Raw genomic sequence first — 13,316 nt, forward strand, 5'->3', positions numbered from 1 at the left:
ACCTACGCGGCCTCTTCGATGATGCCGGCATAGCCGTTGGCTTCCAACTCATGCGCCAATTCCTTGCCCCCCGACTTGATGACCTGTCCGCGGTAGAGCACATGCACGGTGTCGGGCACGATGTGCTCCAGCAGGCGCTGGTAGTGGGTAATGACCAGGAAGGCGCGGTCGGGCGCGCGCAGCGCGTTGACGCCGTCGGCGACGATCTTCAGCGCGTCGATGTCGAGGCCGGAATCGGTCTCGTCGAGCACGCAGAATTGCGGCTGCAGCAGCTTCATCTGCAAAATTTCGGCGCGCTTCTTCTCGCCGCCGGAAAAACCGACATTGAGCGGCCGCTTCAGCATGGCGACGTCCATCTCCAGCGAGCCCGCGGCTTCCTTCACATGCTTCAGGAATTCCGGGATTTTCAGCGGCTCCTCGCCGCGCGCCTTGCGCTGGGCGTTGAGCGCGACCTTCAAGAATTCCATGGTGGCGACGCCAGGGATTTCCATCGGATACTGGAAGGCGAGGAAGATGCCGGCGGCGGCGCGCTCGGCCGGATCCATCTCCAGGATCGACTGGCCGTTGTAGAGCACGTCGCCCTCGGTTACCTCATAGTCGTCGCGGCCGGCCAGCACATAGGACAGCGTCGATTTGCCCGACCCGTTCGGACCCATGATAGCGGCGACCTCGCCGGCCTCCACCGTGAGATTCAGGCCGCGGATGATCTCCGTGCCGGTCGAGGCGATACGGGCGTGCAGGTTCTTGATCTCAAGCATTGTTCTTGTCTTTCAAGTAGTCGCTGTAACGTATTGAATAGTCGGTGTGTTTGCGGGTCGCGCCGATGAAGTACCAGGCCGAGGCGGCCATGCCGGCGGCGAAGGCCAGCGCCCACAGCCAGGTCGAGCCAACGAACGCGAGAAGCAGCGCGACGATGGTGGAAACCACGACGCCCGCGACGAAAATCCAAACCACGCGCCATCCCTCCGGCCTGACCGGGTAGGAGCCGGAGCCGCCATTGGAGCGGACGAACCAGATGTGGGCGGGGAGTTCGGCGGCCATGTCGTTAGCCTCACATCACCCAAAACGAAGCAGAAACAGGCCATCTCGAAGCCACATGATCACGTCGAAAAGGGGCTCGAATTTCTTCATCCGATCCCTCAGATAGACGTGCTTCGGCTTGGCAGGCGAAGCGGGCCTTTCCATCACCCCACGCTCCCCTCGAGGCTGATGCCGATCAGCTTCTGCGCCTCGACGGCGAACTCCATCGGCAATTCCTGGATGACGTCCTTGACGAAGCCGTTGACGATCAGCGCGATCGCCTCCTCCTCCGGAATGCCGCGCTGCATGACGTAGAACTTCTGATCCTCGGAGATCTTGGACGTCGTCGCCTCGTGCTCGAACTTAGCCGTGGCGTTCTTGGCCTCGATGTAAGGCACGGTGTGCGCGCCGCAGTTGTTGCCGATCAGCAGCGAGTCGCAATTGGTGAAATTGCGCGCGTTGGTCGCCTTGCGGTGCGCCGACACCTGGCCGCGATAGGTGTTCTGCGAGAAGCCGGCGGCGATGCCTTTCGAGATGATCCGGCTCTTGGTGTTCTTGCCGAGGTGGATCATCTTGGTGCCGCTGTCGACCTGCTGGTAGCCGTTCGACACGGCGATCGAATAGAAATTGCCCTGGCTGTCGTCGCCGCGCAAAATGCAGCTCGGGTATTTCCAGGTGATGGCCGAGCCGGTCTCGACCTGCGTCCACGAGATCTTCGAGCGGTCGCCGCGGCAGTCGCCGCGCTTGGTGACGAAGTTGTAGACGCCGCCCTTGCCCTGCGCATCGCCCGGATACCAATTCTGCACGGTCGAATATTTGATCTCGGCGTCGTCGAGCGCGATCAGTTCGACTACGGCGGCATGAAGCTGGTTCTCGTCGCGCTGCGGCGCGGTGCAGCCTTCGAGATAGGAGACGTAAGCGCCCTCCTCCGCAATGATCAGCGTGCGCTCGAACTGGCCGGTGTTCTTCTCATTGATGCGGAAATAAGTGGAAAGCTCCATCGGGCACCGTACGCCCTTTGGCACGAACACGAAGGAACCGTCGGTGAATACGGCCGAGTTCAGCGTGGCATAAAAATTGTCCGAGGTCGGCACGACCGTGCCGAGATATTTCTGCACCAGTTCCGGATGCTCGCGAATTGCCTCGGAGATCGAGCAGAAGATGACGCCGGCCTTGGCGAGTTCGTCCTTGAAGGTGGTGACAACCGAGACCGAGTCGAACACGGCATCGACCGCCACGCGGCCGGATTTGTAGACATTGTCGTTGGCCGCGCTGTCGTCCTCCTCGCCACCCGCCGGGGCCTTCTGGACACCGGCCAGAATCTCCTGCTCCTTCAGCGGGATGCCGAGCTTTTCGTAGACCTTGAGAATCTCGGGATCGACCTCGTCCAGCGATTTCGGACCTGACTGGCTCTTCGGCGCGGCGTAATAATAGAGGTCCTGGAAGTCGATCTTCGGATAGTCGACGCGCGCCCAGGTCGGCTCGTCCAGCGTCAGCCAGCGGCGATAGGCGCCGAGACGCCATTCGAGCATCCAGTCGGGCTCGTTCTTCTTGGCCGAAATGAAGCGGATGATGTCTTCCGACAGGCCCTTGGGGGCCTTGTCCACCTCGATGATCGATTCGAATCCGTATTTGTACTGATCGACGTCGATCTTGCGGACCTGCTCGATCGTCTCCTGCACAGCAGGCATCGCGTTCTCCATCCATGCCGGGTTAAAGGCCCGACCGTTTTCAAACTATGGCACCGCCAGGCGGCGTAGCCCTCATATAGTGCGCCCAAGCGCGACATTCACGGGCCAATGCCGAAACGTCGCAAATCCAGGCGCACCGCTGGAAATCGCGGCTCTCAGGCCGCTTTCGTTTGGCCGCCGCGCCGTAGGGCGAGCCGCACCAGCGCCTCGCCGAAGCGGGCGATCTCTGCCTCACTCGTCGCCTCGCCGATCGATACCCGCAGTCCGCCTTCGGGACGCGCGACGCCCATCGCCTTGAGCACATGGCTCGGGCCGACCTTTCCGGACGAGCAGGCCGACCCGGCCGAAACCGCGATACCGGCAAGGTCGAAGGCGATCTGAGCTGTCTCGGCTTTCACACCGGGTACGGCGAAGAAGACGGTATTGGCAAGCCGCTCGACCTTTTCACCATAGATCTCGGCATCCGGTGCGACTTCCCGAATCGTCATCTCGATGCGCTGGCGCTTTTCCAGCATCGACACCGCGTTGTCGACGGCGCCGGCGGCATGCCGTGCCGCCGCGCCGAAACCCGCAATGCCAGCGACATTTTCCGTGCCGGCGCGAAACCCCTTTTCCTGGCCGCCGCCGGAAACCAGCGGCGCCGGCATCATCAGGTCGGACTTTCCGACAAAGGCGCCGACGCCCTTCGGGCCGCCGATCTTGTGCGCCGAGAGTATCAGGAAGTCGCCGCAAGCCCCTGCAATATCGAGCGGAATACGCCCTGCTGCCTGCACCGCATCGACCACGAGGACGCCGCCCACCGCCTTGACCGCCTCGGCGATGCGGGCGAGCGGCTGGATCACGCCGGTCTCGTTGTTGGCAGCGTGAACCGCGACGAGCGGCAGGCCGCTTTCCTTGTCATGCGCGGCGAGCGCCGACTCCAGAGCGGCAAGATCGATGACGCCGTCGGCATCGACGCCGATGCGGCTGACCTGCTCGGCGGGAAAGCGTCCGCCGGAGAGGATGCAGGGATGATCGGCCGCCGACACATAGAGGCGGCCCATGCGCAGCGGGCTGCGGCCCATGCGCCAATCCGGAGTCAGCAGGGTAGAAGCGGCCTCGGTCGCACCGGAGGTGAAGACAACATGCTCGGCCCGGCCGCCGACCAGCGCCGCGATGTCGGCGCGAGCCTCCTCAACGATCCGCCGCTGCGCCCTGCCCTCGCCGTGCACCGATGAAGCGTTTCCCGCCCCGTCCATCGCTGCAAGCATCGCCGTCCGCGCCGCTGGCAGCAGCGGCGCGCTGGCATTGTAGTCGAGATAGGCTCGCGGCTCGGCCATCATCCTGCCTTCGGAAAGATCGATCGGAGTCGCAATTTCCTTGAACTTGCGACGCAAGACATCCTATCTACCCGAGAAAATTGCTCGCTTGTCAGTTTTGAACAGTTCTAAACTAGCTTGTAGGTAGGCGCATCCCACGCGTCAAGGCCGAAGCCGGGATTGTGACCGACAGGCGGGCCACAAATCGAGAATATGTGGAGCCACCAATGCCCGAGGTCATTTTCGCCGGTCCGGCAGGCCGCCTGGAAGGCCGTTACCAGCCGTCCAGCGAAAAGAGCGCGCCGATCGCCATCGTTCTGCATCCGCACCCGCAATTCGGCGGGACGATGAACAACAAGATCGTCTACGATCTCTTCTACATGTTCCAGAAGCGCAACTTCACAACGTTGCGCTTCAATTTCCGCAGCATCGGCCGCAGCCAGGGCGAGTTCGACCACGGCATGGGCGAACTTTCGGACGCCGCAGCCGCACTTGACTGGATCCAGTCGCTGCATCCCGATTCGAAAAGCTGCTGGGTGGCCGGTTACTCCTTCGGCGCCTGGATCGGCATGCAGCTTCTGATGCGGCGGCCGGAGATCGAAGGGTTCATCTCGGTCGCGCCGCAACCCAATACCTACGACTTCTCGTTCCTGGCGCCCTGCCCGTCGTCCGGCCTGATCATCCACGGCGATTCCGACAAGGTGGCGCCGCCCAAGGACGTGCAGGGACTGGTCGACAAGCTGCACACGCAGAAGGGCATCACCATCACGCAGAAAACGCTCACCGGCGCCAACCACTTCTTCTCGAACGATCCGCAGATGCTGATAGACGAATGCGCCGACTATCTCGACAAGCGCCTGGCCGGCCAACTGGCCGATCCGCGGCCAAAGCGGCTGCGCTAGGCTCACGATAGGCGATGTATCAGCCGCCGCGTCCCGAACTTGCGCAGGCGGACAATACAGACGAAGCGGTCGCCGCCAAGGACCTGCTCGAATGCGACGCCGAGTGATACCCCAAGGGTCGCCATCGTCCCTACAGATGGTGGTGAGCCGCCTTGATCTCGGGCGGAAGTACGAGGAAATAGGCGCACACCGTCTGCGGACCTTCGTCGACATCCTCGACACGCTCAAGCCCGAGACCAAGACCCTCGTCGATCTGGGCGCCGGTCATTGCAAGTTCGGCGCGCTCGCCGCAAGGCGCGGCTATGATGTGACGGCGGTCGATGGCCGCACCGTCCGCTTGCCCGCCGATTTGGGATCGGTCCGTTTCGTAAAAAGCGACGTGCGCACCTACGATCCGGCCGGGTTCGGCGTGATCGCCAATCTCGGTCTCTTCTACCATCTTGAGCTAGAGGATCAGAAGGATCTGCTAAGCCGTTGCAGCTACGGCGCGCTGGTCATTCTGGAGACGCAGGTTCACGTGCCGGAAATTCTTGAGCCGCACGAAAGCCGCCCCTGGCACGCGATCGTCCGGCAGGGCGGCTATGAAGGCGTTCTCTTCCCCGAGACCGACAACCCGATGGCCTCGATCGGCAACCCGACCTCGTTCTGGCACACCGAAGACTCGATGCTACGGCTGTTCGCCGATTGCGGGTTCAGGGAAGTTCAGCTCGTCGAGCCGCTGTTCCGCTCCGGCTACGGCGCGCGGCGCTTCTACGTGCTGTTCCCGAACGAACGCCCGGCCTAGCCCGGCAAATCGATTGATTTTGAAGCGAGGCGGCCCAATGACGGATCGGGCCGCCCTGCCAAACAGAGCCTACTTCGCCTTCAGAAAGTCGCCGACGTCGAGCAGCACGAACTCGTTGTCGTCGGCCTTGTCGAGCGCGCGGCCCGCCGAGAACGGCAAATTGTTGTCGTCGCCGACCACGATGTGGGTGTCATCGACCAGATCGACGTTCTCGATCGTGTTGAACGGCATGTCGTAAAAGCCGTCGCCGCCGCCCTGACGCTTCTTGTTGTCGGGGTCGGAGATCTTGAGCAGGTCGATGTAGCCGACCTTACGCACGGCGCCGCCGGCGTTGGCGTCGGTCATCTCGATCTTGTAGATGCGCTTGAACTTGGCCGGCATGGCGAAGCAGTCCGGCGCCGGGTTCTTGGGGTCGGCGCAGGCCTTGTCGGCGGTGCCGGCGCCTTGGTCGCGCTCGATGACGAGAGCCGTCGTGTCGTCGATCATGTTGAAGTCGCCGATGGCGTCGCCACCTTCGGCCGACAGCGGATAGAGCCAGCTACGGCCGGTCCAGGCCTTGTTGGCGACATCGAACTCGATGACGCGGAGCGCGCGCTCGCCGTCCTTCTGCTCGGCGGCATGCTCCATCTTGCCATCTTCCTTGAACAGCGCACCTTCCAGCATGGCATAGAGTTTTGTGCCGTCCTTCGACTGGGCGAGACCCTCATAGCCGCCGGAACGCTTGACGTTGAATTTGGGCATCGGCAGCGACGGATTGGCCTGCAGCGTCAGGGTCGGGTGGTCGGGCGACTTCACCGGATTGCCGTCGACCACGGTCTCGACAACGTCAGTCAGCCTTCCTTCGGTGTCGAACTTCAGCAGATACGGCCCGAATTCGTCCCCGATCCAGAATCCGTCGGCGACCGGCTGGATCGATTCGACGTCGAAATCGCCACCGGTCAGGAAGCGGGTGTCGCTGCCTTCCAGCACGATCGGGAACGGCGCCTTGCGGTCCGGGTCCGTGAGGAAAATGGTCTCGAGGCGCTCGACGGCGCCGGTGCTCCAGTCCGGTTTGATGCGGTGGATCATCAGCGCCGCGTCGGTGGAATTGAGCTTGTTGCCGAAGCCATTGTCGGAAAGCGTCCAGAAGGAGCCATCACCGGCATTCTTGATTCCGGAAAAACCTTGAACCGGCTGGCCGTCAAAAGGCAGCGACAGGCCGGTGAGGCGCACACCGTCCTTGCCGGGCACGCTGCCGAGTTCGGTGGCGCGCTTGCGATCGGGGGTCGAGAATTTGCCGGAAGTCTGGAGATGGTCCGGCGCGTTTTCCGGCGCCTTGATGATGGTGTTGGCGGGCAGGATGGCGTGGCCGGCAAGCTTTGCGTCGAACTGCTTTTCCTGGGCGATGGCCAAGGTGGCGGTGCCCGTGAGGGCAATGGCGGCGGCGGCCGCGAGAAGGGAGCGTCGCATGGTGATGAAACCCGTCTTGAGGATGAAACATCGCCAGCGCTATGGCCGCCACATGTCGGGCGGTTGAAGGTTGGGTGAAACTTCGATGACGGTCCCCGATCTCCCCGGCACCGGCGAAACCGGACAAGGCTGCCAATCGATTGCCGGCGGCCCGGCTTCGGCGGCCGCCTCAAACGGTCTTGCCGGCGAGCATGCCGCCGGTGACCGGTTCGCGGCATCCCGTCGTCGTCGGAAATGTGAGCGGAAGCCCCTTCAGCGAGCGCACCGCCAGATAGGCCCAGGCCTCGGCCTCGGTGGCGTCGCCGTCGAGGCCGGCATCCTCGGCCAGCGCAACTTCTGCGCCCGAACGCTCCGCCCCCTTGCGCAGGTCGCCGACGATATGCGGATTCTTGCGGCCGCCGCCGCAGACGATCCAGAGTTTGGGCGGCTCGGGCATGTGCTCGGTGCTTTTCAGGATGGCTTCGGCGGAGACGGCCGCCAGCGTGCGGGCGCCGTCGGCGAGTTCCAGCCCGCCAGCGTTCTCCAGCGAAAAGTCGTTGCGGTCGAGCGACTTCGGGCCGGATTTGTTGAAGAACGGATTGTCGAGATAGGCCTCGACCACCTGGCCGATCACACCGCCCTCGCTGGCGATCGCCCCGCCGGCGTCATAGGGCACGCCCCCTTCGCGCGACACCCACTGATCGATCAGCGTATTGCCGGGTCCGCTGTCGAACGCGATCGGATCGCCGTTTTCCGGCACAAAAGTGATGTTGGAGATGCCACCGATATTGACGAAGACAATCGGATATTTTTGCGCAAAATCCCCCGGCAGCGAACGCGCCAGCGCGGCATGATAGGCCGGCACCAGCGGAGCCCCCTGCCCGCCGAACACCATGTCGTTGGCGCGCATGTCATAGACCACCGGGATGCCGGTGCATAAGGACAGGAACGGCCCGTCGCCGAGCTGCACGGTCAAGCCCAGATGCGGGCGATGCAGCACGGTCTGGCCATGAAAGCCGACCACGTCAGGCTTGCCCCAGTTCCTTGCGCCATTGCGCAGGAAGATATCGACGGCATCCGCGTGACGGCCGGTGATGTCGCGCTCCAGCGCTGCGAGATCGCCTGGCCGTTCTTCGCGGCGCGCGATTTTTTTGGCCTCCTCCAACCCCGCCTCGATACGCCGGCGGAAGGCCGCGTCGTAGGGCACGAAGAAGGACGGCCCGCGCTCGACGAGATTTTCGCCGTCGGTGCGCAGCATGGCGAGATCGATGCCGTCCATCGACGTGCCGCTCATCAGGCCGATCGCGCAGATAAGGCTCATTTCGACGCCGTCCTTGTGATTCCTAACCCGCCGATGCTAAAGGCGCGCAGCCGCGTGCGCCATGCGCGGCCTTACCGTGTCGCCTTCCGGAACGCCGTCATGCCCGCCTTCAAGTCCGATTTTCTCCGCATCCTGTCCGAACGGGGGTTCATCCACCAGATCTCCGATGAAACCGCGCTGGACGAACTGTTCTGCAAGGAGACCGTGACGGCATATGTCGGCTACGACGCGACCGCGACCAGCCTGCATATCGGCAATCTGATCACGGCGACCATGCTCTACTGGATGCAAGAGACCGGCCACCGGCCGATCGCGCTGATGGGCGGCGGAACCTCCATGATCGGCGACCCGTCCTTCCGCGACGAGCAGCGCAGCCTGCTGACGCCGCAAAAAATCGCCGAGAACATCGAGGGCATCAAGAAAATCTTCGGCCGCATCCTGCGCTTCGGCGATGATGCGAACGACGCCATCATGGTCAACAATGCCGACTGGCTGCTGAAGCTCAACTATGTCGAGTTTTTGCGCGACGTCGGCCGGCATTTTTCGGTCAACCGGATGCTGACCTTCGACAGCGTGAAGCTGAGGCTGGAACGCGAGCAGTCGTTGTCATTCCTGGAATTCAACTACATGATCCTGCAGGGCTACGACTATGTCGAGCTCAACCGCCACTACGGCTGCCGGCTGCAGATGGGCGGCTCGGACCAATGGGGCAACATCGTCAACGGCATCGACCTCGGCCATCGAATGGACACGCCACAGCTTTTCGCGCTGACCACGCCGCTGCTCACCACCTCCTCCGGCGCCAAGATGGGCAAGTCGGCAAAAGGCGCGGTGTGGCTCAACGGCGACCTCTATTCGCCCTACGACTTCTGGCAGTACTGGCGCAACACCGAGGACGCCGACGTCGAGCGTTTCCTGAAAATCTTCACCCGCCTGCCACTGGACGAGATTGTGAAGCTTGCGGCGCTCGGCGGATCGGAGATCAACGAGGCGAAGAAAGTACTCGCCACCGAGGCGACGGCGATCGTGCATGGCCGCGAGGCCGCCGAACAGGCGGCGGAGACGGCGCGCAAGACGTTTGAGGAAGGCGCGCTTGCCGAGACGTTGCCGACCATCGAGGTCGACGGTTCCGAACTTCGGTCAGGCATCGGCTTGCTGACGCTGCTGGTCAAGGCGGGGCTTGCCGGGTCGAACGGCGAGGCGCGCCGCCATGTGCAGGGCGGCGCGGTGCGGCTCAACGACCAGCCGGTGCAGGACGAGCGCCGCGCCGTCACCACGGCCGACGTCACCGCCGACGGGGTGGCGAAACTGTCGGTCGGCAAGAAGAAGCACGTACTGGTCAGGGCGGCCTGACACAACTGGAGCAGCTTGCACTCAGGTGCAAACTGCTCTGGCCGGCAGATACCGGCCGCTCAATTGAACTCGAAAATCTGCCGGAAGATGCCGGGCGCCATGACGGAGAGTGGGTTGACCTGAAGCCGCGGCGCCTTGGCGTCGCCGTCGAGCTTGAAGGTCACGCCGATCAGCCCGCGGTCGCGCCCGTTACCGAGCAGGTCGCCAACCAGCGGCAGCTCGCCGAAGAGACGGTTCAACCCATAGGCCGGCATGAAGGTGCCGGTCATGTCCATCTGGCCCTTCGGATCGTAGAGCGTGCCCTGGAAGGTGGCGCCGATCTGCGGCCCGCGCACCACGCCGTTGACCAGTTTCAGATAGCCGTCGCCCCGGGCGATCTGCGCGTAGCCGCGCTCGAACGAGACGCTCGAGGTGTCGATGTCCTTGCGCATCGCGTCCCTCAGGCTGCCGTCGCTGCCGGCGGGCGCCGTCGAGACGATCGAGGCAAGCCGCGCTTCGTTGACGACGCGAAAGTTGCGCGCGTCGACCTGTCCCGCCATGCCCGCGTCGCCGGCGCCGGCAAGCACCACCTTGATCGTGCCGCCCTGCACGTTCTTGTAAAGGTCGAGGAAACGCAGCAGCGCCCCGGCGTCTGCCGCCTCGATCCGCATCTGCTTGCGTCCGCCCTCGGCGCCATTCGAGAAACTCACTGCGCGCCCGCCTCCGGACGAACCCGTCAGCGACGTCCGCGATCCCTGCGATGTCAGTTTGACATCGGAAAGCGTCTCGCCATTGAAGCCGGTGACCCGTGCTACGTCGAGATTGACCGAAAAGTTCGGGGAAGCCGCCGATCCGCCCTTGCCGCCGGTATTCGAGACGAAGGTCTTGATGATCGGCCGCGCGTCGAGCCCACTGCCGTCGACGTCGATCCGATAACCCTTGCCAACACGGGCGACATTCACCCGCACCTCGTCGTCGCGGTTGAGACGAACCCGGTCGAAACGCGCCGACGCCAGTTGCCCTCCGGAAATCGTGACGGCGCCTGCGATCAAGAAGGTTTTTCCGGTCAACTCGAAATCGGACAGGTTTATGCCCTGGTCCGTGGTCTGCATGGTGAACTCGGCCGTCGCGGCGACGCCGGCGCCCTTGCTCCAGCCCACCCACGGTATGTCCAGCCTGGCACCGGTCAGGTCCGCTACGACGCGGCGTGTGCCGTTGTCGTCGTCGACAGCGACCTTCATCGGGCCGGACACCAGCGCATTCAGTCCCGGCGCAAACTTCTTGCGCGCCGCGTCGTCGAGGGTGAGCACGACCTTGCGGCCGCGCTGCGGCCCTTCAGGCCGCAACGGCTCGACCATGGAGATGTTTGCGGGCACGCCATTGAGCAGACCCTTGGCCGTCATCGTGGCCTGCGTCGGCTCCACGTTGATGTGGCCGTCGGCGTCGCTCAGCCTCTGGCCGGAGAAGGGCTTTGCGACGGACAAATCCTTGTAGTCGAGATCGACCATCCACTCGAGCGTCTTGGGATCGATGCCTTTCTGGAACGGGATGTCGGTGATGACGTGACCCGACACCCGCCCGGAGAGGTCGGCCGGATCGATCTGGATGACGCGCATGGCGTTGATCGGATCGAGAGCGGCGAATTCCGCCACCGCGGCCGCCTCGCCCTCGATGTCGACGTCGAACTTGCCGATCACCGGCGGCTTGTTCGACCGGGCAACCGTCAGCGTGCCGTTCTTGCCGGAGACGGTCCGCCCGCTCGGCAGAAACACCGCGCCTGACGACATGGTGATCTCGACGTCATAGCCGCTGACCTTGACGACGCCGTCGGCGTCGCGGATGGGCGGCAGCTTTCCGACCGTGTCGAAACGCGTGTCCGCCACCGCGAAACTGCCGACGATCTCCTCGGGAGAGAGCGGCACACCGTTGCCCAGACGGCCCGGCAGGACGCGGAACTCGACCGAAGCCTGCTGCAGCAGGCCCCCGAACAGATGGTCCATAACCCAGGCGCGCGCCTTGCTGGCGGCGAACCACGGCCACAATTGCTTGGCAGCGGAAACTTCGAGATCGCGTGCCGACACCGCAACGGCCACACCCGGTGCCTGGCCCTTGACCAGCTCCACCTTGGCCGAGCCGTTCACTTCGCCAGAACCGCTCTCGACCGTGATGCTGTCGGCCATCGCGATGCGGGTTTGCGGATCGAAAGTGCCACTGACCCTGGCATTGAAATTGAGCGGGGGTTCCGGAGAATCGGACGGCGCCACCACTGTCCTGGTGCTCACCAGTTCGTAGCGGTAGACCGGCCGGTCGCCGGCGGCGCCGGTTGGCGGGCGCGGGCCGAAGGCGCCGTTGAACTCCAGCGAATTGCGGCCGGTCTGCACCAGAAACTTGTCTATCTCGATCTTGTGGGTGCCGGCCGCCAGCGTCACGTCGAGCTGAGTGTTGCCGGTAAAGACGCCGCGCGCGCCAAAATCCAACTGCGACTGCGCTATGACGCCGGAAAGTTTCAGGCGCTGGCCCCGGCCTAGTGTATCCTCCTGCCCGGTCATCGAAAGAGTCGTGGCGCCGAGGCGGCCGGCGCTTTGCGGCTGTACGCTGCCCTGCTCCGGCAAGGCGGCCATGGCGATGGAAAAGTCGAGTCCGGCGATCCGTCCGGTGACAGGCTCGCGCTGCGTGGTTCCGGCCAGCGTCGCCCTGCGGCCGTCGACATCGGCCTCCATCTGGATTTCGAGGCTGTCCCGGGAGACCAGCCTCAGCTTTCCGTCGAGAATGCGGATGGAGCGCAGCCGCTCGCCTTCCGGCAGCACGATGGTAATGTCGGCCAGGTCGATCTCCGTCAGCAAACCGGCATCGATCGCATCGAAGGCGCCGTGCAGGCCCCTGAACACGGCAGTGGCGACGAGATCGGGATCGATGAGCCCGCGTTCGTCGCGCAGCGCCAGCGTCCAGTCGGCGTCACCAGACGGCATGGCGCCGGCCGTGATCGTCGCATTGGAGATCGACGCGCCGCCAAGGCGCAGATCGCCGCCGAACAGCGGCATCAGCCTGACGCCGAAATCGACCCTCCCGACATCCGCAAGCTTGGTCCCGGTAGCGGCGTTGGTCAGGCTGATGTCCTGCAGTTGCAGCGCCAGCGGATGATCCAGCCCGAAGGTGAAACGCGCCGGGCCGACCGACGCGGTGGCGCGCTCGCCGGCGATCGCCTGCATGGCCAACTCGGCCTGCCGGCGCAGCCTTTCGGCGCCCCAGTCGGAATTGAGCAGGAACAGCACCGCCGCGAAGCAGAGCAGCAGCACGCCGCTGATACCCGCCGCGGCGAAGAGGCAGGCGCGCCACGCGCCCTTTCGCGTGCGCTCACGGCGCCAATGCACATGCTGTCCGTGCGCGGAGGGCATCGCCGACAGCTTCGTGATTTCGCCCCGCCGGAAGCGGATCTTTTCGTGTTTTGGTTGCTCGTGGCGCAACGGTGGCTTTCGGTGGTTCCTGGCTCGGCTTTTGGTTCGATCCCATGTGCCGGCATGGACGAATCCATCGGCGGCA

General features: G+C 64.1%; 10 protein-coding genes. 3 read left to right on the top strand and 7 right to left on the bottom strand.

All coding sequences use genetic code 11. The features are described 5' to 3' along the window. Positions 1-2: 2 nt before the first annotated feature. The 4 genes from sufC to RB623_RS24095 form a co-directional block, all read right to left on the bottom strand. Entirely contained in the window at positions 3-758 is a 756-nt protein-coding gene (gene sufC / locus RB623_RS24080; protein ID WP_308059600.1) for a Fe-S cluster assembly ATPase SufC, read from the bottom strand. Continuing rightward, positions 751-1,041, bottom strand: a complete 291-nt coding sequence (locus tag RB623_RS24085) for a hypothetical protein (protein ID WP_308059601.1) — start codon at positions 1,039-1,041, stop codon at positions 751-753. Before RB623_RS24085 ends, sufC begins: the two co-directional genes overlap by 8 nt. A gap of 143 nt (positions 1,042-1,184) precedes the next feature. Beyond that, a complete protein-coding gene (sufB, locus tag RB623_RS24090) occupies positions 1,185-2,711 on the bottom strand; it encodes a Fe-S cluster assembly protein SufB (protein ID WP_308059602.1) in 1,527 nt (508 codons plus the stop codon). 155 nt (positions 2,712-2,866) lie between these two features. After that, positions 2,867-4,030 carry a cysteine desulfurase family protein gene (locus RB623_RS24095; protein WP_308059726.1) on the bottom strand — a complete coding sequence of 388 codons (1,164 nt, stop codon included), beginning with the start codon at positions 4,028-4,030 and terminating at the stop codon, positions 2,867-2,869. A gap of 206 nt (positions 4,031-4,236) precedes the next feature. On the opposite strand from RB623_RS24095, the gene RB623_RS24100 reads away from it, so the two are divergent. Together RB623_RS24100 and RB623_RS24105 are read left to right on the top strand one after the other, a co-directional pair. After that, entirely contained in the window at positions 4,237-4,911 is a 675-nt protein-coding gene (locus RB623_RS24100; protein WP_308059603.1) for an alpha/beta hydrolase, read from the top strand. A 142-nt stretch (positions 4,912-5,053) separates the two neighbouring features. Continuing rightward, positions 5,054-5,695 (top strand): hypothetical protein, encoded by a 642-nt coding sequence (locus RB623_RS24105; protein ID WP_308059604.1) that lies wholly within the window; start codon positions 5,054-5,056, stop codon positions 5,693-5,695. A gap of 69 nt (positions 5,696-5,764) precedes the next feature. Here the strand turns inward: RB623_RS24105 and RB623_RS24110 are convergent, their stop codons facing one another. Together RB623_RS24110 and RB623_RS24115 are read right to left on the bottom strand one after the other, a co-directional pair. After that, positions 5,765-7,144 carry an esterase-like activity of phytase family protein gene (locus RB623_RS24110; RefSeq protein WP_308059605.1) on the bottom strand — a complete coding sequence of 460 codons (1,380 nt, stop codon included), beginning with the start codon at positions 7,142-7,144 and terminating at the stop codon, positions 5,765-5,767. 169 nt (positions 7,145-7,313) lie between these two features. Then, positions 7,314-8,444, bottom strand: a complete 1,131-nt coding sequence (locus tag RB623_RS24115; protein WP_308059606.1) for an anhydro-N-acetylmuramic acid kinase — start codon at positions 8,442-8,444, stop codon at positions 7,314-7,316. 99 nt (positions 8,445-8,543) lie between these two features. Here RB623_RS24115 and tyrS point away from each other — a divergent pair, with 99 nt between their 5' ends. Then, the gene (tyrS, locus tag RB623_RS24120) at positions 8,544-9,797 is read left to right on the top strand and encodes a tyrosine--tRNA ligase (protein WP_308059607.1); all 1,254 of its coding nucleotides are present in this window, start codon (positions 8,544-8,546) and stop codon (positions 9,795-9,797) included. 59 nt (positions 9,798-9,856) lie between these two features. On the opposite strand, the gene RB623_RS24125 is transcribed toward tyrS, so the two are convergent. After that, positions 9,857-13,171 (bottom strand): AsmA-like C-terminal region-containing protein, encoded by a 3,315-nt coding sequence (locus RB623_RS24125; RefSeq protein WP_308059608.1) that lies wholly within the window; start codon positions 13,169-13,171, stop codon positions 9,857-9,859. Positions 13,172-13,316: the final 145 nt, after the last annotated feature.

It is taken from the genome of Mesorhizobium sp. LHD-90 (assembly GCF_030929505.1).
Lineage (GTDB): Bacteria > Pseudomonadota > Alphaproteobacteria > Rhizobiales > Rhizobiaceae > Kumtagia.

Excerpts from the sequence above, each read along its gene's own strand:
- sufB (WP_308059602.1), bottom strand. The coding sequence starts at position 2,711 with ATGCCTGCTGTGCAGGAGACGATCGAGCAGGTCCGCAAGATCGACGTC.
- RB623_RS24125 (WP_308059608.1), bottom strand. The coding sequence starts at position 13,171 with ATGCCCTCCGCGCACGGACAGCATGTGCATTGGCGCCGTGAGCGCACG.
- RB623_RS24100 (WP_308059603.1), top strand. The coding sequence starts at position 4,237 with ATGCCCGAGGTCATTTTCGCCGGTCCGGCAGGCCGCCTGGAAGGCCGT.
- RB623_RS24115 (WP_308059606.1), bottom strand. The coding sequence starts at position 8,444 with ATGAGCCTTATCTGCGCGATCGGCCTGATGAGCGGCACGTCGATGGAC.
- RB623_RS24110 (WP_308059605.1), bottom strand. The coding sequence starts at position 7,144 with ATGCGACGCTCCCTTCTCGCGGCCGCCGCCGCCATTGCCCTCACGGGC.
- RB623_RS24095 (WP_308059726.1), bottom strand. The coding sequence starts at position 4,030 with ATGGCCGAGCCGCGAGCCTATCTCGACTACAATGCCAGCGCGCCGCTG.
- sufC (WP_308059600.1), bottom strand. The coding sequence starts at position 758 with ATGCTTGAGATCAAGAACCTGCACGCCCGTATCGCCTCGACCGGCACG.
- tyrS (WP_308059607.1), top strand. The coding sequence starts at position 8,544 with ATGCCCGCCTTCAAGTCCGATTTTCTCCGCATCCTGTCCGAACGGGGG.
- RB623_RS24085 (WP_308059601.1), bottom strand. The coding sequence starts at position 1,041 with ATGGCCGCCGAACTCCCCGCCCACATCTGGTTCGTCCGCTCCAATGGC.